Source organism: Nostoc sp. TCL240-02 (assembly GCF_013343235.1).
GTDB lineage: Bacteria > Cyanobacteriota > Cyanobacteriia > Cyanobacteriales > Nostocaceae > Nostoc.
In genome coordinates, this window is record NZ_CP040094.1 from 3,048,453 (window position 1) to 3,072,154 (window position 23,702).

A 23,702-nucleotide genomic window follows, 5' to 3' on the forward strand; every position below is an offset into this window, starting at 1 on the left:
AATTAAACATGAAGAAGAGACAAGGGAGACAAGGAAGAGGGGGGAGACAAGAGAGAGACTTCTTCAATAATTCTCCCTTGTCCCCCTTGTCCCCCTTGTCCCCCTGCTCCCCCTGCTTCTTCCCCATTCCCCATTTACTTATTCTATGCGCTGTAAACTGCCAGAGTGCTTTAACTGATACAAGGTAGCGTTGCCAGTGCAGAATAAGACTGTGGTGATTTCGGCGATTAATACCTCAGCAAGTTCTGCAACTGCTGTCTCTGATATTGCAGCTGCTTGCAAAAAAGGCATTGCTAAACCAGCTATATCTGCTCCCAAGGCGATCGCGGCTGCAACATCCAGTCCATGACGCAAACCTCCCGAAGCAATTAAGGGCACATCAGGAGCGATCGCTCTAATAGTTGTAATACACTCTGCTGTCGGTAAACCCCAATCGGCAAAAGTCTTCCCTAATCGACGTTGTAAGGGATTTTCTGCCCGTTCACTTTCTACCTTTGCCCAAGAAGTACCCCCCGCACCCGCTACATCAATGGCTGCTACTCCGGCGGCAATAAGGTTGTTGGCGATCGCTGCTGAAATACCGTTACCAACTTCCTTCGCAATCACTGGTACTGGCAATTTTGTGCATAATATAGAAATCTTGTCAAGCAAACCCCGAAAATTAGTATCACCTTTGGGTTGAATGCACTCTTGTAAAGGGTTAATGTGTAAAATCAAGGCATCAGCTTCTAAAATATCAACTACCCGCAGACATTCATCTAAGCCGTACTTGTAGTTAAGTTGCACAGCCCCCAGATTTGCAAATAGCAGAACGTCAGGGGCATACTTGCGGACAGCAAAAGTATCAGCCACTTGGGGTTTTTCTACCGCTACTCGCTGCGAACCGACACCCATTGCAATTTTGTAATGTTGCGCGACTTGGGCCAAACGTTGGTTAATCATTGCGGCTTGTTCTGTTCCACCAGTCATGGAAGAAATTAACAAGGGTGCGCCAAGGTGTTTCCCCAGGAAAGCTGTACTGATATCAATCTCGTCATGGTTCAGTTCGGGTAAGCAAGAATGGGTGAAACGATAACGTTCCAGTCCATTGGTGATTTGATGAGACTGAACATCTTCTTCTAAACAGATCCGAATGTGATCGGCTTTGCGATTCTGAGTTTGTGCAGAGATGTTGGTAGGGACGTTCACTAGTGGATATGGCTAAAAGGATTTGCTTGCGATCGCTATTGTTACATTGTCTGCAACCGTATTTTTATAACAAAAATATTTATTTTGCCTATCTTTAGGGTACGTTACGCTATTGATAACATACCCATTCCCTCATTTTATGAGTTAATTAATATGGTTTTACAAACAGAAAAACACTACTACACCCCAGAAGAATATTTGGAATTAGAAGAGAAAGCTGAATATAAAAATGAATACAAAGACGGAGAAATTATACAGATGACGGTGGAAACAACCAACCACAATAAAATTGCAGGTAATTTTTATAAAAAATTTCCTAACACATTGCAAGGTCAAGGTTATGACGTATATAAGCGATGTTAAAGTATTTATACCTCGTTATCGCCTTTATACTTATCCTGATGTCATAGTAATCAAAGGTAAGCCTATTTATGAGGGAAAAGGTACAACAATTATTACTAATCCCTTGCTAATTGTTGAAGTTTTATCAAATTCAACTAAAAATTATGACAAAACAGATAAGTTTAAATATTATCGTTCAATTCCTGGTTTTCAGGAATATATAATAATTGACCAGTATAGTTTTGCTGTAGAACAATTTACCAAGCAAACAGAAGGACAATGGATTTTTAAAGAATATGAAGGTGAAGATCCAGTTTTAGTCTTAGATTCTATCGAATTTCAAATTACCTTGCGTGATATTTATGATCGGGTTGATTTTGAGTTAATTGAGGAATAAAGCCTAACTACTAAGGTGTGGGGCATCATTCACCGTGAATGATGCCTATTTGTTGCTCATTACGCCGTTTGTGTAGAAGCTGCTTTTAAGTCTGCTGTCGATTTTAACCGCGTAATGGTGGCTTTACGAATGCGATCGCTTTTGCGTACTCCGCCAGTCATTTCGTATTCCCGACTGTCTTTGCCATACTTTAACACTACACCACTGACTAAGCGCTCTGAAGTTTCGCGGATAGTCTTTTCAAGGGTTTCTATTTGTTCCTTTGCTGTGTCAATAGCAGTTAGCATCATATTATACTGGTCAATTTGGTTGCGAAGTTGCCCGGTTAACTCGGTTAAATGGTTTAAGCTGATCGAATCACCAAAGTCCAGGCTGGAATTAATCGATTTAAATCCGATTACTCTCTGTTCGGTTTTTTCTAGCACAGTAGAGGTTCTTTTTTGACGTGGCATGGATAGTTTTTACTAAACTTATCTTTCTAGAGTGTCTCAATGGAACAGTATAGTGGTTCAGTAAAACTTGCAAAAAAGGGTGTTTTTTGTAATAAGATTAGCTAGCTAGCTCAGTAATTACACGACAATAAACTTGTGTTCTGGACGAATGGGCTTGTGTTCTGAACGAATGGGCTTGTGTTCTGAACGAATGGGCTTGTGTTCTGGACGAATGGGCTTGTGTTCTGGACGAATGGGCTTGTGTTCTGGACGAATGGGCTTGTTTTCTGGACGAATGGGCTTGTGTTCTGAACAAATGGGCTTGTGTTCTGAACGAATAGACTTGTTTTCTGAATACTGTTTGGGTTTGGTTAAGGTAAAAGACGCGATAAATCGCCGTCTCTACAAATAACTGATTATTGTAAAAACGGCGATTTATTGCGTTTTTGGGATCTATGATTTTCATCTAAGAACCTTAATCGAACCGTCTCCCTATTTATCTTTGGAACGGCGATGGCTGGGTAACAGGCTCTTTTTCTGTTTTTCTTGGAAACTGCTAGCTTGTTTTAGGACTGGGATGTACTGGTTAATCATCCACATTAAAACCTCGATTGTTGAGTCTCCTTGCTGAATGCGGTTTTCGGCATTTACGCCAATTAATATTGTTTGCAGAATTAGTAAAAAGGCGTAGGCGTAGCCCGTCGTAGACATCGCTCTTTGACTTGCGTTTTGAGGCTTGTTTTTCATTTCCTACCACCTAAACGAGTTGTTGAATAGAGCATCTCTTTGGGGTGGTGAACGCAATCAAGGCGGATAAAATCTCGTTAAAATCAGGAATACATGGGTTTGGGGTAGTACATTCAATTAGGGGTAGCCCCAAACTTTTTAGAATTTGTTTTCGACTGTCATGCCTAAAAAGACTTACGGTTCTCAGGTAAAAGCACGGGTGAAGCGCCTTTTAGAGGCTTTGCTTGATTTTGCCAATGGAGAATTTGAAGAAAGTTTTAATATTAAGTTCGACTGGAAAGCAGAAGACAGTGCCAACCCAAGGCTGATAATCAAGACAACCCTGGTAGCTTTGGAATACCTGACAGCGAAAGATAAATATTCAGATAAGTTAACCAAGCCGCAAATTCGAGAAGCGCTGTCTCGGCTGGAAGACTTTTTGGAGATTCTAGAGGACAACCGCACCCAAGATAGGGGTTCTGATATTTGGGACTTCGCGCTGATACTGTGGTCAAAGAATAAAGAAAAGAACTTAAAGCAATTTGAAGAGGCATGGGAAACCAACAGACCAGAAAAATCTAAAGCTTTACAAGCGAATTCCCAGAAATCAGACAAGTCTTACTGGCAAGAAATCTGCGGCGCTATGCTGGAAAAGCACAAGCGTCTCACCACAAATGAGTTGCTGTTTGCTTATGAAGAGATGAAATTTGAGCTAGAGGAAATTCATGTCCCTTTAGCATTGGTGGAGCGTAACAAACCGAAGAAGTGCAGCGAGGATATTTCCCCAGAACAAGGTTCGCAACTTTACGAACCGAGTTATGAAGAGAAGCAGCGATTTGAACATGAGGCTTTTTTAGAGAAAATTATCCGTGATAGTGTTGGTAAAACTCAAGGACACCGCATCGCTTTAATTGGGGAACCGGGTGCGGGAAAAACTACTCAGTTGCAAACTATAGCTTTTTGGATATTAAACAACAATCTGGGTTTACCAATTTGGATTTCTTTAGCAGACTTGCCAGGAAAGAGTGTAAAAGATTATCTGTTGCAACATTGGCTAGAGGATGCTTTAGAACCGGTAGAAGATACAACAGAAGAAGAGAAAAAGGCTTTAGCAGATTTATTCAAGAATAATCGTGTGTGGTTGTTGTTGGATGCAGCAGATGAAATGTCTTCACCCCAACCATTAACTGAGATTTCCCAGCAGTTGACGGGATGGGTGAAAAATGCGCGGGTTGTGCTGACTTGTCGGGTGAATGTTTGGGAAGCAAACGCCAACGCTTTAGAAAATTTTGAGACATATCGGTTACTCAATTTTGAATATCCGCAACAAGTGCAAGAGTTTATTCGGCGTTGGTTTCACAACAAGGATGTAGACAAAGGCGAAAGATTATGGCAGGAATTAGATAAAGCTGAACGTCAGCGCATCCAAGATTTAGTTAAAAATCCTTTGCGGTTAGCGTTGTTGTGTAGCACTTGGCAAGGTTCCGATAAAGGTTTACCGGAAACTAACGCCGGACTTTATCAGCAGTTTGTGGAAGAGGTTTACAAGTGGAAAGAAAACCGCTTCCCTACCACCGAACAGCAGCAAGAAGAATTAAACGCAGCGTTGGGACGTTTGGCAAAACGGGCAATCGATCAAGAAGCATCACGGTTTCGGCTACGTCATAAGTTTGTGCGTGAGGAATTAGGTGATGCAAAACAGCAAAATTCTTTATTTTGGTTAGCGTTAAAGTTGGGATGGCTAAATGAAGTTGGACTGGCTGCAGAATCAGCAACAAAAGAAAAAGTTTACGCTTTCTACCATCCCACATTTGAGGAATATTTTGCAGCGTTAGCGGTTGAGAATTGGCACGAGTTTCTGAATCATGTTCCTGACAACCCCACGCTAGGCGTTTATCGCATTTTTGCCCCACAGTGGAAAGAGGTGATTTTGCTGTGGTTGGGACGTGAGGATGTGAAGAGGGAGGAGAAAGAAAAGTTTATTCAGGCATTGGTGGAATTTGATGATGGGTGCGGAGAATACAGAGCTATTGATAGAGTCAGAAGGGGATTTTACGAGTTTCGCGCTTATTTTCTCGTTGCTGCGGGGGTTGATGAGTGGAAAAATTCTTGCAACGCAGATGCTATTGTGGCGGAAATCGTTAAATGCGGCTTTGGCAAGTTTGAGGTTAAGCAAAACAAGTGGGTAGAATCTCTTTACCCAATCTCAGAGGGAGCAAGGACAGTACTACCTCAAACAAATCGCATAAAAGCGATCGCTGCTTTGGTGGAGTTAATCGCCAAACCACAACTCGATGATGATACCCGATGGCTAGCAGCATCTAGCTTAGGGGAAATTGGCTCTGGCAACCAAAAAGCGATTGATGCTTTGGTGGAGTTAATCAGCAAACCACAACTCAATGATGATACCCGATGGCCAGGGGTAAAAAGCTTAGGGCAAATTGGCTCTGGTAATCAAAAAGCGATTGATGCTTTGGTGGAGTTAATCGGCAAACCACAACTCAATGATGATATCCGAAGGCTAGCGGCAAAAAGCTTAAGGCAAATGGACACTGGCAACCAAAAAGCGATTGATGCCTTGGTGAAGTTAATCGGCAAACCACAACTGGATTATTCTACCCGATGGCAAGCGGCAGAAAGCTTAGGAGAAATTGGCTCTGGCAACCAAAAAGCGATTGATGCTTTGGTGGAGTTAATCAGCAAACCACAACTGGATGATGATACCCGAAGGCTAGCAGTAGAAAGCTTAAGGCAAATTGGCTCTGGCAATCAAAAAGCAATTGATGCTTTAGTGGAGTTAATCGACAAACCACAACTGAATGATGATATCCGAAGGCTAGCGGCAAAAAGCTTAAGGCAAATGGACACTGGCAACCAAAAAGCGATTGATGCTTTAGTGGAGTTAATCGACAAACCACAACTGGGTGATTCTACCCGATGGCAAGAAGCATTTAGCTTAGGGCAAATTGACACTGGCAACCAAAAAGCAATTGATGCTTTGGTAGAGTTAATCGACAAACTACAACTAGATGATTCTACCCGATGGCAAGCAGCATTTAGTCTAGGACAAATTGACACTGGCAACCAAAAAGCAATTGATGCTTTGGTAGAGTTAATCGGCAAACCACAACTGGATGATTCTACCCGATGGCGAGCAGCATTTAGTCTAGCGGAAATTGGTGCTGGCAACCAAAAAGCGATTGATGCTTTAGTGGAGTTAATCGACAAACCACAACTGGGTGATTCTACCCGAAGGTTAGCGGCATCTAGCTTAAGGCAAATTGACCCTAGCAATCAAAAAGCGATTGATACTTTGCTAGAGTTAATCGGCAAATCACAACTGGATTATTCTACCCGAAGGCAAGCGGCAGAAAGCTTAGGGCAAATTGACTCTGGCAATCAAAAAGTGATTGATGCTTTGGTGGGGTTAATCAGCAAACCACAACTGGATGATTTTATCCGAAGGTTAGTGGCAGAAAGCTTAGGGCAAATTGACCCTGGCAATCAAAAAGCGATCGCTGCTTTAGTAGAGTTAATCGGCAAACCACAACTGCATGATTCTAGCCGAAGGCTAGCGGCATCTAGCTTAGGGAAAATTAGCTCTGGCAACCAAAAAGCGATTGCTGCTTTAGTAGAGTTAATCCCCAAACCAGAACTGGATGATTCTATCCGATGGCAAGTGGCATCTAGCTTAGAGAAAATTATGTTAGACGAACAGATGCCAAATGTTGTCACCTTGTTAAAGGATTACTTATCACCTGAAACTTATAAAAATGACTTTGAGCTATTTTATAGTTGCTACAAAGTTATCTGGAAGTCCGCCCAAAGTATGCCCTACCCCGCTTTTTATCAAGCTTGGCATCAACAAGAGAAAGTGAAAAATGGAGAGTAGGAAAGAAAATACTTCCTCCAGCCAAAACATAAGCGAAATGTAGAAGCAGCAATCCCTTGTAAAGACGCGATTCATTGCATCTTGTAAGTGTCTCGTAAATCTATCACGTCCGATATTTCCGCAATCCAGGGAATGCGATCGCCCCTAATAAAACGGATATTGTGAACAGAATGGGAATGCGTAGGCGTAGCCCGCCGCAGGCATCGTTTTTGCGATCGCCTCGATGAATTGATTAAGCGATCGCCTTTACGGTTTATATACCTCACTGCGATGAGCGATCCTTCAGGGCTTTAATGTTGGGGTGCGATCGAGGAGTTTGTTCTAGCTGCTGGAAACATCGGGCAATTTTCTTAGCAAAAGCTTTCTCAGCATTGACATAAACTTCTTGGACATCGGGATGAAGAATAACTTCATACATCAGAGCGAAGAGTTCTCCAGGCGGTGTATTGGGCTTTAGGCGTTACTTGATTTTGCTTAACTCGCTCTAACAATCCAGGAATTGCCAAAAGTTCTTGGGTTGCAGCTTCGCTTTCAGCATTTGCCAAATAAGCAGCAAAATCAGTCAGCACCAATAATCGCTCTGGAGAGAGTTGCTGGAGTAAGCCATTAAGCTGTTGCTGTAACTCTGCGACAGAGATCAAATCTGCTGATGACCCATCATCCATCGGAGAATTATCGGTAGTATTCATTGCCTACTTCATAATTTCAAGGTTTAGTTTTTATTATGCATCAAATCTTCCAAGTGCTTTGGTTATCTTAGAGCTGATTCGTAAACAAAAGATTAAGCTGCCATTCGTTTTACCATCAGACGAATCAATGAGCCGTAAATCATGGCTTCACTGATCTCTGTGTACAACTCATAATCCTTGCTCAAACGCCGAAATCGATTGAGCCAGCCGAATGTCCTTTCCACAATCCACCGCTTGGGTAATCGTTCAAATGTTTTCGATATTCTCTCAATCACCTCAACACGAACCTGTTCTCCGCAAACTTGCTTGACAGCTTGAGCAAAGTTTTCACCAGAATAGCCTTGATCTACCCAAACAACTTCCAATTTAGACAATTCCTGAGCCGATTCATGGAGTACAACCACAGCCCCCAAACGTTCCGACGCATTAGCTTCAGTCACTAAAACGCCAATCAACAAACCTTGAGAATCCACAACTATATGTCGCTTACGGCCTTTAACTTTCTTACCACCATCGAAACCGTAGACTTCCCCTTTTTTTCCGTTGTCTTCACTGACTGAGAATCGGCGATCGCAACGCTAGAGTGTTCGTCTCTGCCCAAATCTTGTCGCAGTTGATGGCGCACTTGGTCGTGAATTTTCTGCCATATTCCTTTGCGCTGCCATTTCTGAAAGTAGCCGTATACTGTTGTGTAAGGTGGAAGATCATGGGGTAGCATTTCCCACTGACACCCGGTACGTTGCACATAGAAAATAGCATTCAAAATTTCTCGTAAATCTACTTCTACAGGATGCCCAAACCCTTTAGGTTTTGGTAGAAAGGGCTTGATAATTAACCATTCGGCATCGCTTAAATCACTTGGGTAGGGTTTACGCTGTGGATTTTCAATCGCAGGTAGACGGCTCATCGACTACAACATAAATTACACTCGACTTAGCCTATAACCTGAACAAAACCGGATTCAGTTTTCTTTAGATTTTCTTTACGAATCAGCTCTTAGGGAAAACATCGGCAGAGGCGATCGCCCCCTTTGTAGAGACGGCGATTTATCGCGTCTTCTTCCTTCCCATCATTTACATAGCGCGAGTAATTCCGAGTTTTTTGGGTTGGCAATTACATGAATGCAAAGCCATAATTGCATAAATTTTTATATCAAAGATGTAATCATGAATAATGATGAGTCTCAACCAGAAAACAACAAACCTAAATACAAAGGTAAATATCGAATTGATTCAACCCGTTTACCAGCATGGAGTTATGCTAGTAACGCTGGATATTTCATTACTATTTGCACCCACGGTAAAAAATGCTTTTTTGGTGAGGTTGTGCAAGGTGAAATGCAGCGATCGCCAATTGGAGTAATTGCTCAGAAATTGTGGTACGAGATTCCTAATAATTTTTCTAATTGCCAGCTAGATTCGTTTTGCGTCATGCCTAATCATATTCATGGGATTTTGGTTATTAATCAAATACGAGAAGGAGACGCGATGAATATACGTATACAGGAGGAAGACGCGATGAATCGCGTCTCTACAAGTCAACGGGGGGATGGGCAACGGGGTGGGGTTACTGGGTTATTTAATCCGATGTTGTCTAAAAATTCCCTTTCTAAAATTGTTAGGTGGTACAAAGGACGATGTTCATTTGAAATTAATCAAATATATGAAGGTTTTGGATGGCAACAAAGGTTTCATGACAACATAATTCGTGATGAATTCGCCCTCGATCAAATTAGACAATATATTATCAATAACCCAATCAATTGGGAGAGCGATCGCGAACATCCACCCCATCCCCCCTTGTAGAGACGCGATTCATCGCGTCTTCTTGTGTTTGATTATTCATCGCATCGCGTCTTGTACTATTGACGCGTATACCGATGTTTCACCCCAACAGGAAAATATTCTGCATCCCCCATAGGCGCTAATGTAACCTGTGGTGTTTGATATTCTGCGGGAACATAATTAGCAAACTCGCTATTTAACCGTAACAGTTGTGAAAGAATAGAAGATGCGATCGCTTCTTTTTTCTCTTCACTACCCTCTATCCCTGCTCCTAACTCCACAACCACAGATAAAAATCGATTCTTATCTGCATCTTCCTTCACCTGCAACACAAATTTACCCGTTACCCATTCTTGAATTCCTGGTTGTTCTAATCCCACCGTCACATTTTCGGGATAGATATTTGCGCCAAAGTAAGAAACTGTAAAGTTAGAACGGCCGAAGACATAAACGAAAGGTAGCTGATGAATGCCTCTTGGTGATTGTTGACTGTCAGAACGGAGATGTTCAAGCGGGTTAAATCCCCATTCTGCTAAAAATTGCAGCATCGCATCATAACTAATTATCCCGCCAGTATCTAAAATGTCATAACGCACTAAGGGAATACCGTTATCTCCCGAAAACAGCAATCCGCCATCGTGAACTTCAAAAAAGCGAGTAAAGGGATCGTATTGTACTAGTGTGGGTAAACGTGATTCGCCAAATAAAGCTCTAGCGGCATCGGGATTTTCTGCCAAAAAACGGCGAATGCAGATACTTAACGGTGTTTCATTACCCAAAACTCCTGCATCCGCAGTGCCGTAGAGTGATGCAAAATCATAGCAAGGATTTTGTGAACCAACTCTTTCGCCAACTAAACTCCGCCATTCTTCACTAAATACTTCTCCCGCCATCACCAATTTAATCTGATATTGCTGCCACTCCACACCACGGGCGATACCAGTATCAATCACATCTTTCAAAAATGGCGGGTATCCCAATAACACCACTTGCTCAAATGCTGAACCAAGTTCTTGGACAACTCGCAAAATTTCTTCTTTGTTGTTACCAGGAGTAATTACAGTGATGAGATAACCTTTGCTAGCAAGATAACGACAGCAATTAGTAGTGAACATCCCACCTACCCAAGTGCCTAAAGTGAAACAAATCACTGCTAGGGTACGTCTAGTATCTGAATGAAAACTATCGTGAAAAATTTGTTCAAAACGTGTGGCGATTTGGAGTTCATCTGTGAAAAAACGAGGCCAAAATGTCGGTTTACCACTAGAACCTGATGAAGCGGCGATCATATCGCACGCTTCTAATTGCCCGTTGCGGCACAAGTCAGCTAAAGGATAACTCAGTATATAATTTTGTTTAGCGATCGCTGGGAGTTTTTGAAACTCCTCCAAGGTTTGAATAGTCGCGGGATTAATTTCCCTTTCTGCTAAAAAAGCTTTGTAGGCAGGTACATTAGCCGCCACATCATGAAATAAAGTTAAAGCTGCCGAAGTTTGAGTGTTGAGATGCCGTTGCAATATCGTTTCTAGGGGAGTAGACAAAAAATCTTCAAATGCTTTAATTACTCGCTGCTGTCGTGGTTTGCAGTTCATGACGCTTGTTGTTTATCCTGAAAATAGAACCAACACTATTATTTGCTGTGAGTATTCTAGCCGTTATCTGATACCCGCAAAACTCCAGTGATTCTCCCCAACATAGATTTACTATAGGAACACCCATCTCCTAATGTTTGGTAGGATATCCGAAAATGAGGGTATGCGCGTTGTAGTCATCCAATAAAACATTAATTTATCCTTCAGCACCATGCAACTCTATTGCAGTAGACAACACACAAATAATGGTAGTAACCGCTTTTGTACTCATTGTGGTGAGCCATTACCTCTTGCTGTGGGACAGGTTGTGGATAATCGCTATCAAATTATCCGTCATTTAGGTCAGGGCGGCTTTGGACGCACCTATTTGGCGGAGGATATAAGTCAATCCCATCGAACCTGTGTGCTGAAGGAATTTGCACCCCAAGTACAAGAACATCAAGATTTACAAAAAGCTAAAGAGTTATTTGAACGAGAAGCCAATGTTCTAAAAAAACTCCAGCATCCACAGATTCCGCGTTTTCACGCCTCGCTACAAGTGAAAATAGGTACTAAAGATTTTTTCTTTCTAGTACAAGATTATGTAGATGGTGACAATTACTACCAATTATTAGAACAACGCGAGAGCCAAGGCAAGACTTTCAGTGAAGAGGAAGTAATCACCCTACTGCAACAGATTTTACCTGTATTAGCCTATATCCACTCACAAGATGTTGTTCACCGTGATACCTCTCCTGATAATTTAATTTGGCGGCGTTCTGATAATCTACCCGTGCTGATTGATTTTGGTGGTGTCAAGCAATTGCCAGCTTCTCAAGGTTTTTGGCAGACTAAGTTGGTGGGAAATAATACTTTGCTGGGTAAAAAAGGCTACGCTCCAGAAGAGCAGCTACGGCAAGGAAAAGCATTTTTTAGTAGTGATTTATACTCTTTAGCGGTTACATCACTGGTATTGCTCACAGGGCAAGAACCGCAAAAATTATACGACAGCTACCAGGGAATTTGGGGTTGGGGAAAACAAATTCGAGTTAGTCCCAAACTGGAAGCGGTGTTAAAAAAGATGGTGGCTTATAAACCGAGCGATCGCTATCAACGAGCCGAGCAAATCCTCAAAGATTTACCATCGTCAACTGCGACTAAATCAACTGGCAATTCGATTACCACCAAGATTAAAACGATGGTAGTTGCTCCGGGAAGACAACGTGCCAGCGCTATTGTGAGTAGATTCCAGAACAGGACGCAAGCAATCGCCAAACCGATATCTTTCCCTCTTTGGATTCGTCCTTTTATGATGAGTTTAGGGGGAACAGCTTTAGTTGTCTTAACCGGCGCAGGTGCTTGGGGGGTAGTAAATGCGGTCATCCGCAGCGTATCTTCAATTACCATCCCATCAATTTCGTTACCGCAAATTCCCCAGTTTCCAAGCGGTAAACCAGGTAGCGACAAAGGAAAAAACCCTAATCTTCAAGAAATTATCAGTCGTCGTCAACAGCTAGAAATTACTGAAGGATTTTTTATTCCCTTCGTAGATGATTTATTTTATACAAAAAAACCAGAATTAAAGGGACGTAGCCTGACATCTAAACCTGAAGACGCTGGTTTACGAGATGAATGGTCTGGTATCGCTGACGATTTATTGAATAAAATAGAACAAGGAAAGCTCAGTACAGAAGCTCGTCGAAAATTAGGTAAATATAGTCAAAAAGATTACGATACATGGAGACAACAAGCGCGTTCCGGCCAATTGGGGAACTATACACTTGAGCAACTGAACAAAGACACAAATGAAAAATTTGATCGGTTGTTTCCTGGTCAGGAGCGTGGGAAACTGAATCAAAAGACCTTCGGTCAAATTTGGTATGCGATCGCTGCCGATCAAGTCAGTAAAGTACAATCTGGCAAGTAAGGAGACTGGCGACTAGGGAAGAATAACAAATGACAAATGACAAATACTTCGACTTACCTCGACTTCGCTCGGCACAAGTCGCTCAGTACAAGTGACAAATGACCAAAATATATTGTTATAAAGGACATGAAAATTCCCCAAGTAGTCGTTTTTGTCTCCAGTGTGGTGAAAAATTGTCGGGTGCGTCCATGAGTTATAGTATCCAACCGGGACTAAGTTTAGGCGATCGCTATGTAATTGTGCGTCAAATTGGCCAAGGTGGCTTTGGACGGACTTATTTAGCCGAAGATGTCAACCGTTTCCGCGAACTTTGTGTTTTAAAAGAATTTTCTCCCCAAGTTCAAACCGCTTACGTTGTTCAAAAAGCAGAAGAACTGTTTGAGAGAGAAGCGAGTGTTCTCTATAAACTGCAACATCCCCAAATTCCCCGCTTCCGGGAACTGCTGCGGCTAAACTTAGGTGGCAAAGAATATCTGTTTTTGGTGCAAGATTATGTAGAAGGGGAAACTTACAACTCTTTGTTAAACACCCGATTACAGCAGGGTTTGCGCTTTACAGAGGCAGAAGTACGCCAATTGTTGCAGCAAATTTTGCCAGTGTTGGAATACATCCACTCACTGGGAGTAATTCATCGAGATATTTCTCCAGATAACTTAATGCTTCGGACTGTTGACAAACTGCCAGTTTTAATTGATTTTGGCGGTGTAAAACAAGTAGTAGCAACCGTTGCTTCCGAATATTACCAACCCGGTATGGTTGCATCTTCCCCATCACCAACTCTATTAGGTAAGGTAGGATTTGCACCCCCAGAACAGATGCAAACTGGGTTAGTATCTCCCCACAGCGACTTATATGCAATGGCCGCAACAATGTTGGTTTTACTGACGGGGAAACAACCACAAGAATTAATTGATACCTATAATCTTACCTGGCAGTGGCGACGGGAAGTAAACGTGAGTCCGGTTTTGGCACAGGTATTAGATAAAATGCTATCTGCCAGACCAAGCGATCGCTATCAATCAGTTCGTCAAGTAATCGAAGCCCTCAACCCGCCCCCAGCAAACTATCCCCCAACTCAATATCCCACCCCACCACAACCCACATCCGCCACTGTCGCCGTCTCCCCACCTCCCCCATCCTTCTCATCTCCCCCATCTCCCTCTTGGTGGACACCAACAAAAACTTTCCTAGTGGCGGCGGCGGTAGCTGGTAGTGTTGGATTAATTTGGTGGGGAGTGAATAGCAGCCGCAACGATATCGGGGAAGTTCAACCTACTCCCACAGCCAGCCCAATTCCAACCAGTAACCAACCAACCGATCCTTTAGCGCAATATTCACCAGCAGAACGTGAGCGTAAAGAAAAATTAAACGATCGCCGTCAACAGTTGGGGATTAACTCTAACTTCTACGTGAACTTGGTGAATCAAGTTTTTTGGGACAAAAACCCCAGTTTAAAAGGGCGCACTCTCAGCGATGGGACTGAAGATGAAGGTTTGCGGGCAGAATGGGATAAAACAGCCTCAGAATTGCTGGAAAAACTAGCACCCCTGAGTTCCAATACACGCCGACAACTGGGAACTTATACAACTGCTGAACGCGATCGCTGGAAAGTGGAAGTCAACAAAATCAACGTTGGTAGTCGTTCTTTGTATGATTTGGGAGACGCTGCATTTTTAAGTGCATTCCCTGAACAGCGTGGTAAAAATTTCCAAGATCAGCCCATTGGACAAGTTTGGTACGGTTTTGTTAGCGATAAACTCAGTGCGATCCTATCCGGTAGCGCTTTCCAGAAACTTGTCTTTGATCCGGGCGCTACTGGCAAAACTGTCAGTGGTAATCTTCAACCTGGTGGTGGCAAAGTATTTATTGCTGGACTTGCTAAAAATCAATCTCTGGAATTGAAACTAGAAGCAAATTCCCAAGTTTTATTATCAGTCTATTCACCCTCTGGCAAAATCCAATTCTTAGAAGATTCGACCAAGCGTAGTTTATCAACTAAATTACCAGAAAACGGATTTTACGAGTTTGTCGTGGTTTCCACAGCATCGAAACCAGTAGACTATGAACTCACCATTACAGCAGAAAATCCCACTCCTCCCCCATCGTCAACACCTACGCCAACGTCTACACCCACGGAAACATCCACGCCTGAACCTACACCTACACTTACTCCCACGGAAACCCCCACACCTGAATCTACACCTACGCCAAGTGCTGAGGTGACTCCCCAGAAGAATTAAAAATATCGGGGAAATCCAAGTAATGTGACAATTAACACTATCCTGCTATAGGACTCATATTTGATTGCGCTTCTTTCCATGCAAGTAAATATGGCTACGCTCCCGTGAGGGATACAAAAATCAAAGCGGATTCCTACAGATCAGATTTTTGGTTTTTTTGCGCGTAGTGCGGCTGAACCCCAAATTGTACGCTATCAAATATGACTAAGAAATCAATGCTTCCAAACTGCTTATCAATAGCTGGAAGACTACATACTTTAGCACCACTAGCTAAATATATTTTTAGAATATTAGGAATCTCAAGGTTATGTGGATCTGGATGTGATTGAGAAACTTCTAAGAAAGATTGTGAATTGGGATAAACCAAAATATTTGGATGCATGTGTGCATTTTGTTGAAAATAATTGTAAGCACAGTAAGCTACTAAAGGATCTTGTGTTGGTAATGATACACAACCAAGAAGATATTTACTTTTGCTAAAAGATAAATAATTATTAACTCCTTCCCAAAGCAATACAAATGTTTTAATGCTACGATATTTATTTGCTATGCATACACGTCCAAGTTCCACACTTAATTGAAGCACTGAATCAGGAATTACATTAATATTAAAGTACTTAGCTGAGTAAAAACCTAAGTTTTCAGATGCTATATTATAAGTTTGTAGTCGACAACTTCCAATTATTTGATCGGTTTGTTTGCAAATAATGATTAAATGATCAAAAACTACATCAAAGTCGTCTTGATCCATCTGAGTCAAGTGAGAAATAGAGCATCCTACCCCTAGTTCAATATTAAAAACTTGAAAGCGCAATCTGAAAATTGATTCTAATTCGTCTTTATTTGAAGCAAGTTTTAGGATATAGTTTTCAGTTTCGATTTCGGGAAAATATTTGAAGGAATCAGATGAATAAGTAAGTTCAGATGCAGAACTAATGTTTATCATTGGATTTCGATAATCAATATTGTGTCAGTGAAAGCACAAATACTTAGAAATAATGCCTGAAAAATCTTAGATTGGTGAATATTCTGATGTTAAATAGATAATTATTGTGCTTATAATTCCACCAGTTATGCTGTGAAAAATCTCTACAAAACTAATACCTGAGAAATATTTAATGCTATTTACTATTATTCAAATCTGTCTATCAGAAATTTATCTTGATCCAATTAAATCGTTTTCAACTACTATAACTAAGCATCAGAAACTCAAAATCTCAGAGTAAATAAACCACACTGAATGTAACCACATTTATTAATAGATGATGCTCATATTTAAGTTTTTAGCTGTTTTTCTATAAATAATCAAGTACTTTTATTAAGTTAAAAAGACACAATCGCTAGAATTATGTCTTTTTTTTTGAGTTGAAAGTTGCATTAATGTGGTTTTTTTTGAATTAAATCTTTAGGATTACTACTTATAAAAACATTAATGTTTTTTATAAAAACTGATGGTTAAAATTACAACTACTTTACTGAAGAGAATCACAGAGGTTATTTTTTTGTGTCTGGGTTCTAAAATTCGCTTGTTGATATTATGGTATTAAAAATGCTTCATTTTTCACAATTACCTTGGTTAATTGTTACTATGTCTGCTTTCTGCAATTGTCTTGGCAATATTTTAATAAAGCAGTCACGTTTAGCAAGTAATAATTCTAGTAGTTTTATTGTAACCATCACTTCTCCTTGGTTTATTGCTGGTTTGATTGCTTACTGTATAGGGTTACTTTTATTCGCCAAAGCACTAGATAAACTCCCTATTTCTATAGTAGTACCAACATCTCAAGGAATTGGATTTATTTTAGTTACTTTTATTTCCTATTGGCTATTTAAAGAAAGTTTGACATTCAACCAAATTATTGCAGTAAGTTTGATCTTTGCTGGGATTGTTGTCATAGCCTATCAATAATTCTGTATTAAACTACCACCCTGACAATCCCATTCCTTCAAAGGATGGGAGTGTCAAAATCCACCAGAAAACAATTTACCAACTTGCGCTAAATCGACATTTCCACCACTGATGATGACACCAATCTTCGACTCTGGGGCTATCACGACACCTTCGAGTAAGGCTGCGGCTGCAAGTACTCCGGTAGGTTCAACGACAATTTTCAGACGTTCCCATAAGAAAAACATGGTGCGAAGAATCGCTTCTTCAGATACTGTCACCATATCATCGACGTAATGCAGCACTAAGGGGAAAGTAATTTTACCAAGGCTAGGAGTCCGCGCACCATCAGCGATGGTATTAGGATTCTTGACAGTTTGCAGGGTTTTGGTGTGAAAAGAGCGGGTAGCATCGTCGGCAAGTGCTGGTTCTACCCCAATTACTTTACAATTGGGTAAAAGTGACTTAGCTGCGATCGCACATCCTGAAAGTAATCCGCCACCGCCACAACAAACTAATAGTAAGTCCAATTCACCAACTTCTTGGATCAGTTCTAAAGCAGTTGTCCCCTGTCCAGCGACTACATGGGGATGATCGTAAGGGGGAATGAGTGTCAAAGAGCGCTCATCTGCTAAATTTTGGGCTAATTCTTCTCGGTTTGTTTCTTGGCGATTGTATAAAATTATCTCTGCACCATAGCCACGAGTTGCAGTTTGTTTGACAATGGGTGCATCATCAGGCATGACAATAGTGGTGGGAATATTGAGGATTTTTCCAGCTAGAGCGATCGCTTGGGCATGGTTTCCTGATGAATAGGTGAGAACGCCTGTTTGTTTTTGTGCTACCGATAGTTGCGCTAAGGCATTGTACGCCCCTCTAAATTTAAATGCCCCGGTGCGTTGAAAGTTTTCGCATTTAAAGAATACTTGGCTATTGGTGCGATCGTTAACCATTCTAGAAGTTAGCACCGGCGTGCGATGGGCAATTCCTAAAATTCGCTCTTGTGCTGCTTGCACATCAGTTATAGTAACGGAATTAGGTTGTGACATTAATGACAAAATTAAATATTTTGGCTCTTGTTTATATAGATACAGATTTTTATATTTGCGTCTCTTATGCTTGATTGAAGCATACTCGTTTCAGGTAGATAGCATCATTTATTGTCTGCATAAATATAGCTACAACAAACATTATATATTGTTGTAGTTAAATTTATAAAACTTAAATTAATTAACTCACATTCGCCATTTTTCTAGCATGAATAAAACATCTGAAAGTCGGCAAAAAAAAACTGCTCTAATTACAGGAGCGGCTAGTGGGATAGGCTATCAATTAACCCAGATTTTTGCTCGTCATGGTTATAATCTGGTGTTAGTGGATAAGAATGAACAAAAACTTACAGAAATCATAAATGAATTTCCGCAAAAATTTGGGATTTTTGTGAAAATTTTGGCTAAGGATTTATCTATCCCAACATCTCCAGAAGAAATTTTTAGAGAACTCCAGCAAGAATCGATCAAAGTTGATGTGCTGGTTAACAATGCTGGCTTTGGTACTTATGGAGCATTTAGCGAAACAGACCTCAGTATTGAACTGCAAATGCTCCAGGTAAATATGGTGACATTGACTCATTTAACAAAGTTATTTCTCAAAGATATGGTCGAGCAAGACTATGGAAAAATCTTAAATGTCGCCTCAGCAGCAGCTTTTCAACCGGGGCCTCTAATGGCAGTTTATTTTGCTACTAAAGCTTATGTCTTATCATTTTCAGAAGCAATCGCTAATGAATTAGAGGGTACTGGTGTTAGCGTGACTGTTCTATGTCCCGGGCCAACAGCATCGGAATTTCAACAAACTGCTGCAATGGAAGATTCCAAAATTGCTAATGTTAACAGAATGATGGATACGGAAACCGTTGCTAAGATTGGTTATCGAGGTTTAATGAAAAATAAAACTGTTGTTGTTCCTGGGATGAGAAATAAAATATTGACCGAAAGCGTCAGATTTACACCCAGAAATCTAGTAACAAAGGTTGTGAGAAGTATGCACGAACTCAAAAAAAATAGGTAGCTCGATATTTTATCCTTTTTCAACTAAATTGCCAGAGTTACTTTCTTCACACAACAATTGGACAAGGGCATCTACCAAAAACCAGATGGATTAGCCATCCAACAACTAATAATTTAAGTCTAGCTATTATTTATTACTATCCTAGGGATGCTCAATTCCCTGACTCTAGTAAGATGTTTATTGATTGTCTCAACCGTTATTATATTGATTAAATATAAATAAAAGTTGATGAACTGAGGTAAGTAATGACAATTGAATTGAAAGTTCCAGATATTAAATGTGATGAGTGCGCCAAGAAAATAACTAAATCTATTTTGACGATGGAATCTGATGCCAAAGTAGATGTGAACGTTGATACTAAAACCGTAACTGTAGATGCTGCGGCTTCTGAAGAGTCGATTAAACAGATAGTTCAATCTGCTGGTTATACGATAGAAGGCTATTAATTAATTTATCTAAATCTCCTCAGAAATTTAGATGAATTAATTTAGTTTGCACAATTGCTTTGTTACATATTCGCCCGGTTTCCGGGCGGAATATTAATAAAGAGTATTTTTCTCTTGTGACACGCTTGAAATACTTGGTTCTCGACTAAAGTTATAAGCTGCAACAGATACAGCTAAAGACCGGAGGATTTTGAAAGTATCGCTATCAGAAGTGTTGAATGTTAAGAAAAATCCGATAAAAATAGCCCAAAATATGGTAGTTTTGGGCTAAGGCTTAAAATATATTAGTTTGATTGTGATTATAAATTCATTTCCCAAAATTGTCAAAGATATACTGAAAAGCCTGCCAAAAAACGATTATCCAGTATTGAACAGTCGTCTGTTTTTTGAGTGCTGGCTATCCTATGCCCTGGATAACAGCTTAACAAGTATGCGAGATTTGTTTAACAGATTAAATAACAATTGTTTTGAGGTAGATATTTCTACTTTCTCTAAAGCAAATTTACATCGAAGCCAAAAACCTTTTCAAGAGATTTACCAAAAATTAAATGAATTAGTACAGAAGGAAGTTCAAAAAAAGTTACACAATAAATATGCAATTTGTCCAATAGATTCAACAATTATTACTCTCACAAGTAAATTGTTATGGGTACTAGGTCATCATCAAGTCAAGCTGTTTAGTTCCTTAAATCTCTCCACAGGAAGCCCAGAAGATAACTTCATCAATTTTGGACATGACCATGATTATAAATTTGGTTCCAAAATGATGTCTAGTCTCCCAATAAATGCTGTTGGAGTAATGGATAGGGGTTTTGCTGGATTAAAATTTATCCAAGAATTAGTACAAGAAAACAAATATTTTGTTTTGCGGATAAAAAACAATTGGAAACTAGAATTTGATGGCTCAAATGGATTGGTCAAAGTTGGTGCATCTGATGATGCTCAAGCTTATAGAGTAATTAATTTCTGTGATTTAGAGACAAAAACCGAGTTTCGCTTAGTGACTAATTTACCAGAGTCGGGAGATGCAGCTGTTCATGATGATGAAATTAGGGATATTTATCGATTACGTTGGGGAGTTGAATTGTTGTGGAAGTTTTTAAAGATGCACTTAAAACTTGACAAACTCATTACCAAAAACGTCAATGGTATTACCATACAAATTTACGTGAGCTTGATAGCCTATCTGATTTTACAGCTTTTATCTATTCCCGAACAATGGGGACATACACTATTAGATAAATTCCGCTATCTTCAATCTTGTATGTGTCAGAAAATCAGCTATGTTCATTGGTTTGAGGAGATGATGTTTTGCTGACTAATTTAAGCTTTTGAGACTTAGTGTAACTAATAATGTAAAGTTTTGTATCAGCATTCAACATTTCTGTATCGCTATATATTTGTTTCTTTTAACAAAATTATTACAATTTCCAGTACTAGTTTTCAAGAACGGATTAACATTGGGTCATAAATCTGAAATTCCTGAACTCCATAATTGCCTACAATAAAGCTAGCATGTTCAAGCTCATTGTCTGTGCCGCTAATAATGAGTATATAATTTCCTTGCTCAATTTGCTCGTTGTAAAAGCGTGCCCAATCATCCGCTATACCTAGCCTCATTGCGTCAAAGCGCTCACTTAAATTAATATCAGTTGAGCCAACCAATTGAGAAAAGTCTTTGCAAATTAAAGAAATCTGATTTGCTGAAAAACCTGCTAAATACATATCATTTATTACGGCTTTAGCATTATCTATGCTATCAAAACAACTAATAGCATACTTGCTCAAAATCCCACTTTTATTAGGAATAGTAGTAGTAGAAGTTGTTGTGGTCAGATAATTTGTAGATAATTGCTCACTACTTAGAGGCTCGTAAATGCCAAACTCTTCAATACCCCAACGCTGTAGAATTGCTTCTACTTTAGCCACTTCAGAAGATGTACAATCCACAATTATGAAATAGTGTCCATGCTCTACTCGCTCGTTATATGCTTTAGCTTGCTCTTCCGATATTCCCCAACCAACTAGCGCACCAGCAAAAGTGCCAGTAGCAGCACCAATACTTGCACCAACAAGGGTTGTAACCAAAGCAGTTGCAGCTGCGCCAGCCAGCATTATTGGCCCAACTCCAGGAATTGCTAAAGTCCCAAGACCTACTAATAAACCAGTCAACCCACCAACAGCGCCACCTGAAAGTCCTCCTACTGTTGCACCTTCGTCGGCTTTATCACCAGTGCGCTCTTTAATTTCACCCTCGATAATTTCATGATTGCGGTCTGCATTCTGTACAACTACAGATACTTTTTCCATCGCCAAGCCAGAATCTCTCAACTCATGTAGCGCCTGTTCTGCATCTCGACGATGAGTAAATACGCCTACAGCACGTTGATATTGACTTAAAATCATTATTACTCCTTGGTAGCAGGGGAAATTAATTTCCCATAAATTTAGTTTTTCATTTCCTGTAATTTTAAATACAATTTGATTTAACTCGGAACTATCCTAAGTAATAAAAATCATTATGCTTAAGGCAAGAGACGCAAAGAATCGCCGTCTCTACAATAATTAGACTGATGAAAACCCGACCAACGGATTCTTTTGTTTAAAAAATCTGTTGAGCGGGTTTAGCCATTTACAAAAAATCAGCTTAGATTACACTTTGTCTACTTTGATAGTTCTGGTACGAAGCGAATGCGCTTGTCATTAATGCTATCAAATGAAGGTGTAGACCAGCGATTAACTACTTTGCCAATAATTGACATTTCTTGAACTAAGCGGTCAAATTTATCAGGGGTGAGAGATTGCGGCCCGTCAGATAAAGCTTTTGCGGGATTGGGGTGAACTTCAATCATCAAGGCATCTGTACCAGCTGCGATCGCAGCCATTGCCATCGATGGCACATATTCTGATCTACCAGTACCATGACTAGGATCAATCATAATCGGTAAATGGGTCAGCGATCGCAATACCGGAAGCACTGATAAATCTAATGTATTGCGGGCATATTTACCATCAAAGGTTCTGATTCCCCGCTCACAAAGAATTACATTTGGGTTTCCTGATGCCAAAATATATTCTGCTGCCATTAGCCACTCGTCAATTGTGGCAGACATCCCCCGCTTCAACAGCACAGGTTTATCTTGAGCGCCTACCTTTTTCAACAGCGAAAAATTGTGCATATTCCGCGCCCCGATTTGGATTATGTCAGCTGTTTTCGCCACTGCTGATAAATCCGCAGCATCCATCAGTTCTGTGACGATACCCAAACCAGTAGCTTCTCGCGCTGCTGCTAATAAATCTAAAGCGCTTTCACCATAACCTTGAAAAGCATAAGGTGAAGTGCGAGGTTTGTAGGCTCCACCACGGAGAAATTGCGCTCCTGCTGCCTTGACGCGCTTTGCTGTTTCGACAATCATCGCTTCATTTTCAACGGAACAAGGCCCAGCTACGATTACGATTGGGTGATGTTCGCCAAAATAAACATTACCGTTAGGTGTAGATACAACAACCTCGCTGGCTTCTCCATCTCGGAATTCTCGGCTTACCCGCTTAAAAGGTTGTTGCACTCGTAATACTTGCTCAATCCAAGGGCTAAATTCCTGAACCTGCAATTTATCGATGCTAGTGGTATCACCAATTAGCCCCAGCACAACTTTATGAGTGCCAATGCTTTTTTCTACCGTGACTTTCCAAGTTTCACTCAGTTCTTGACTAATACGAGTAATTTCCTCAGCAGGTGTACCGTTCTTAAGTATGATAATCATCTGTTTTTCCTTGTGTATCGTTTGTGAATGTGAAAGCTAATGATTGCAGGTCGATGCATTGGCATTGCAGGTCAATAACATTACAGGTTGATGCATTAACATTGCAGGTTGATGCATTGGCATTGCAGGTTGATGCATTGGCATTGCAGGTTGATGCATTGGCATTGCAAATTAAGGTATAAGGCAATACAGTTCAGTTAAGAATTTCTTCCTTCTCTTCCTTTGCGTTCTACCCTGCGGGAAGCCGCTCCGCGTCTATGCGTCCTTAGCGGTTCGTTAAAAAAAATTTACTTTGACACAGCGTTAAGCCTTAACTGAACCGTATTGAGGTATAAGGCAGCTTTAGA

21 protein-coding genes and 1 pseudogene are annotated in these 23,702 nt (G+C 40.5%); 10 read left to right on the top strand and 12 right to left on the bottom strand.

The genetic code is table 11. The annotated features are described in order from the left end of the window. Nucleotides 1–138: 138 nt before the first annotated feature. Nucleotides 139–1,188, bottom strand: coding sequence for a type 2 isopentenyl-diphosphate Delta-isomerase (gene fni / locus FBB35_RS13020; protein ID WP_174709966.1), 1,050 nt, complete (start codon nt 1,186–1,188; stop codon nt 139–141). 153 nt (nt 1,189–1,341) lie between these two features. Between fni and FBB35_RS13025 the strand changes: the two are divergent. Continuing rightward, nucleotides 1,342–1,927: pseudogene (locus FBB35_RS13025) on the top strand (Uma2 family endonuclease). A 59-nt stretch (nt 1,928–1,986) separates the two neighbouring features. Here FBB35_RS13025 and FBB35_RS13030 read toward each other — a convergent pair. Next, nucleotides 1,987–2,379 (bottom strand): hypothetical protein, encoded by a 393-nt coding sequence (locus tag FBB35_RS13030; RefSeq protein ID WP_174709967.1) that lies wholly within the window; start codon nt 2,377–2,379, stop codon nt 1,987–1,989. 148 nt (nt 2,380–2,527) lie between these two features. Here FBB35_RS13030 and FBB35_RS13035 point away from each other — a divergent pair, with 148 nt between their 5' ends. Continuing rightward, nucleotides 2,528–2,770 (top strand): hypothetical protein, encoded by a 243-nt coding sequence (locus FBB35_RS13035; RefSeq protein ID WP_174709968.1) that lies wholly within the window; start codon nt 2,528–2,530, stop codon nt 2,768–2,770. 80 nt (nt 2,771–2,850) lie between these two features. Here the strand turns inward: FBB35_RS13035 and FBB35_RS13040 are convergent, their stop codons facing one another. Then, complete coding sequence (locus tag FBB35_RS13040) at nt 2,851–3,105, bottom strand: hypothetical protein (RefSeq protein WP_174709969.1); 255 nt, start codon at nt 3,103–3,105, stop codon at nt 2,851–2,853. Between the two features lie 160 nt (nt 3,106–3,265). On the opposite strand from FBB35_RS13040, the gene FBB35_RS13045 reads away from it, so the two are divergent. Next, nucleotides 3,266–6,976, top strand: coding sequence for a HEAT repeat domain-containing protein (locus FBB35_RS13045; RefSeq protein ID WP_174709970.1), 3,711 nt, complete (start codon nt 3,266–3,268; stop codon nt 6,974–6,976). Between the two features lie 71 nt (nt 6,977–7,047). Here FBB35_RS13045 and FBB35_RS13050 read toward each other — a convergent pair whose 3' ends face one another. The 4 genes from FBB35_RS13050 to FBB35_RS13065 all read right to left on the bottom strand — a co-directional run bounded on the left by FBB35_RS13050 (nt 7,048) and on the right by FBB35_RS13065 (nt 8,572). Next, a complete protein-coding gene (locus FBB35_RS13050; RefSeq protein ID WP_174709971.1) occupies nt 7,048–7,242 on the bottom strand; it encodes a hypothetical protein in 195 nt (64 codons plus the stop codon). Then, the gene (locus tag FBB35_RS13055) at nt 7,239–7,394 is read right to left on the bottom strand and encodes a type II toxin-antitoxin system RelE/ParE family toxin (protein ID WP_254625939.1); all 156 of its coding nucleotides are present in this window, start codon (nt 7,392–7,394) and stop codon (nt 7,239–7,241) included. The genes FBB35_RS13050 and FBB35_RS13055 overlap by 4 nt, the downstream gene beginning before the upstream one ends. Beyond that, on the bottom strand, nt 7,387–7,665 hold the full coding sequence (locus FBB35_RS13060; RefSeq protein ID WP_174709972.1) for a hypothetical protein: 279 nt from the start codon (nt 7,663–7,665) through the stop codon (nt 7,387–7,389). The genes FBB35_RS13055 and FBB35_RS13060 overlap by 8 nt, the downstream gene beginning before the upstream one ends. 92 nt (nt 7,666–7,757) lie before the next feature. Then, a protein-coding gene (locus tag FBB35_RS13065; RefSeq protein ID WP_174708067.1) for an IS5 family transposase occupies nt 7,758–8,572 on the bottom strand; the annotation gives its coding sequence in 2 pieces (ribosomal slippage) (nt 7,758–8,206 and nt 8,206–8,572; 816 coding nt in all). 259 nt (nt 8,573–8,831) lie between these two features. Here FBB35_RS13065 and FBB35_RS13070 point away from each other — a divergent pair. Next, nucleotides 8,832–9,470, top strand: coding sequence for a transposase (locus FBB35_RS13070; protein WP_174709973.1), 639 nt, complete (start codon nt 8,832–8,834; stop codon nt 9,468–9,470). A 56-nt stretch (nt 9,471–9,526) separates the two neighbouring features. On the opposite strand, the gene FBB35_RS13075 is transcribed toward FBB35_RS13070, so the two are convergent. Beyond that, nucleotides 9,527–11,041, bottom strand: a complete 1,515-nt coding sequence (locus tag FBB35_RS13075) for a phenylacetate--CoA ligase family protein (RefSeq protein ID WP_174709974.1) — start codon at nt 11,039–11,041, stop codon at nt 9,527–9,529. Between the two features lie 211 nt (nt 11,042–11,252). Between FBB35_RS13075 and FBB35_RS13080 the strand changes: the two genes are divergently transcribed. Both FBB35_RS13080 and FBB35_RS13085 read left to right on the top strand, forming a co-directional pair. Next, nucleotides 11,253–12,947 carry a serine/threonine-protein kinase gene (locus FBB35_RS13080; RefSeq protein ID WP_174709975.1) on the top strand — a complete coding sequence of 565 codons (1,695 nt, stop codon included), beginning with the start codon at nt 11,253–11,255 and terminating at the stop codon, nt 12,945–12,947. A gap of 98 nt (nt 12,948–13,045) precedes the next feature. Next, nucleotides 13,046–15,187 (top strand): serine/threonine-protein kinase, encoded by a 2,142-nt coding sequence (locus FBB35_RS13085; protein ID WP_174709976.1) that lies wholly within the window; start codon nt 13,046–13,048, stop codon nt 15,185–15,187. Between the two features lie 133 nt (nt 15,188–15,320). Here FBB35_RS13085 and FBB35_RS13090 read toward each other — a convergent pair whose 3' ends face one another. After that, the gene (locus tag FBB35_RS13090; protein WP_174709977.1) at nt 15,321–16,133 is read right to left on the bottom strand and encodes a GNAT family N-acetyltransferase; all 813 of its coding nucleotides are present in this window, start codon (nt 16,131–16,133) and stop codon (nt 15,321–15,323) included. A 603-nt stretch (nt 16,134–16,736) separates the two neighbouring features. Here FBB35_RS13090 and FBB35_RS13095 point away from each other — a divergent pair. Then, on the top strand, nt 16,737–17,096 hold the full coding sequence (locus tag FBB35_RS13095) for a multidrug efflux SMR transporter (RefSeq protein ID WP_254625940.1): 360 nt from the start codon (nt 16,737–16,739) through the stop codon (nt 17,094–17,096). Between the two features lie 53 nt (nt 17,097–17,149). Here the strand turns inward: FBB35_RS13095 and FBB35_RS13100 are convergent, their stop codons facing one another. Next, the gene (locus FBB35_RS13100; RefSeq protein WP_174709979.1) at nt 17,150–18,124 is read right to left on the bottom strand and encodes a threo-3-hydroxy-L-aspartate ammonia-lyase; all 975 of its coding nucleotides are present in this window, start codon (nt 18,122–18,124) and stop codon (nt 17,150–17,152) included. 208 nt (nt 18,125–18,332) lie between these two features. On the opposite strand from FBB35_RS13100, the gene FBB35_RS13105 reads away from it, so the two are divergent. From FBB35_RS13105 to FBB35_RS13115, 3 genes are all read left to right on the top strand, one after another. Beyond that, the gene (locus FBB35_RS13105) at nt 18,333–19,145 is read left to right on the top strand and encodes an SDR family oxidoreductase (RefSeq protein ID WP_174709980.1); all 813 of its coding nucleotides are present in this window, start codon (nt 18,333–18,335) and stop codon (nt 19,143–19,145) included. 245 nt (nt 19,146–19,390) lie between these two features. Continuing rightward, the gene (locus FBB35_RS13110) at nt 19,391–19,591 is read left to right on the top strand and encodes a heavy-metal-associated domain-containing protein (RefSeq protein ID WP_174709981.1); all 201 of its coding nucleotides are present in this window, start codon (nt 19,391–19,393) and stop codon (nt 19,589–19,591) included. Between the two features lie 295 nt (nt 19,592–19,886). Further along, the gene (locus FBB35_RS13115) at nt 19,887–20,909 is read left to right on the top strand and encodes an IS4 family transposase (RefSeq protein ID WP_174708017.1); all 1,023 of its coding nucleotides are present in this window, start codon (nt 19,887–19,889) and stop codon (nt 20,907–20,909) included. Between the two features lie 125 nt (nt 20,910–21,034). Here the strand turns inward: FBB35_RS13115 and FBB35_RS13120 are convergent, their stop codons facing one another. After that, nucleotides 21,035–21,997: a hypothetical protein gene (locus FBB35_RS13120; protein WP_174709982.1), complete on the bottom strand. Its 963-nt coding sequence runs from the start codon at nt 21,995–21,997 to the stop codon at nt 21,035–21,037. A gap of 257 nt (nt 21,998–22,254) precedes the next feature. Further along, a complete protein-coding gene (aroF, locus tag FBB35_RS13125; RefSeq protein WP_174709983.1) occupies nt 22,255–23,355 on the bottom strand; it encodes a 3-deoxy-7-phosphoheptulonate synthase in 1,101 nt (366 codons plus the stop codon). Between the last annotated feature and the right edge of the window lie 347 nt (nt 23,356–23,702).

Excerpts from the sequence above, each read along its gene's own strand:
- FBB35_RS13090 (WP_174709977.1), bottom strand. The coding sequence starts at position 16,133 with ATGATAAACATTAGTTCTGCATCTGAACTTACTTATTCATCTGATTCC.
- FBB35_RS13100 (WP_174709979.1), bottom strand. The coding sequence starts at position 18,124 with ATGTCACAACCTAATTCCGTTACTATAACTGATGTGCAAGCAGCACAA.
- FBB35_RS13035 (WP_174709968.1), top strand. The coding sequence starts at position 2,528 with ATGGGCTTGTGTTCTGAACGAATGGGCTTGTGTTCTGAACGAATGGGC.
- FBB35_RS13075 (WP_174709974.1), bottom strand. The coding sequence starts at position 11,041 with ATGAACTGCAAACCACGACAGCAGCGAGTAATTAAAGCATTTGAAGAT.
- FBB35_RS13045 (WP_174709970.1), top strand. The coding sequence starts at position 3,266 with ATGCCTAAAAAGACTTACGGTTCTCAGGTAAAAGCACGGGTGAAGCGC.
- FBB35_RS13055 (WP_254625939.1), bottom strand. The coding sequence starts at position 7,394 with ATGTATGAAGTTATTCTTCATCCCGATGTCCAAGAAGTTTATGTCAAT.
- FBB35_RS13095 (WP_254625940.1), top strand. The coding sequence starts at position 16,737 with ATGCTTCATTTTTCACAATTACCTTGGTTAATTGTTACTATGTCTGCT.
- FBB35_RS13105 (WP_174709980.1), top strand. The coding sequence starts at position 18,333 with ATGAATAAAACATCTGAAAGTCGGCAAAAAAAAACTGCTCTAATTACA.
- FBB35_RS13030 (WP_174709967.1), bottom strand. The coding sequence starts at position 2,379 with ATGCCACGTCAAAAAAGAACCTCTACTGTGCTAGAAAAAACCGAACAG.
- FBB35_RS13120 (WP_174709982.1), bottom strand. The coding sequence starts at position 21,997 with ATGATTTTAAGTCAATATCAACGTGCTGTAGGCGTATTTACTCATCGT.
- FBB35_RS13110 (WP_174709981.1), top strand. The coding sequence starts at position 19,391 with ATGACAATTGAATTGAAAGTTCCAGATATTAAATGTGATGAGTGCGCC.
- FBB35_RS13060 (WP_174709972.1), bottom strand. The coding sequence starts at position 7,665 with ATGAATACTACCGATAATTCTCCGATGGATGATGGGTCATCAGCAGAT.
- FBB35_RS13080 (WP_174709975.1), top strand. The coding sequence starts at position 11,253 with ATGCAACTCTATTGCAGTAGACAACACACAAATAATGGTAGTAACCGC.
- FBB35_RS13085 (WP_174709976.1), top strand. The coding sequence starts at position 13,046 with ATGACCAAAATATATTGTTATAAAGGACATGAAAATTCCCCAAGTAGT.
- FBB35_RS13070 (WP_174709973.1), top strand. The coding sequence starts at position 8,832 with ATGAATAATGATGAGTCTCAACCAGAAAACAACAAACCTAAATACAAA.
- aroF (WP_174709983.1), bottom strand. The coding sequence starts at position 23,355 with ATGATTATCATACTTAAGAACGGTACACCTGCTGAGGAAATTACTCGT.
- FBB35_RS13040 (WP_174709969.1), bottom strand. The coding sequence starts at position 3,105 with ATGAAAAACAAGCCTCAAAACGCAAGTCAAAGAGCGATGTCTACGACG.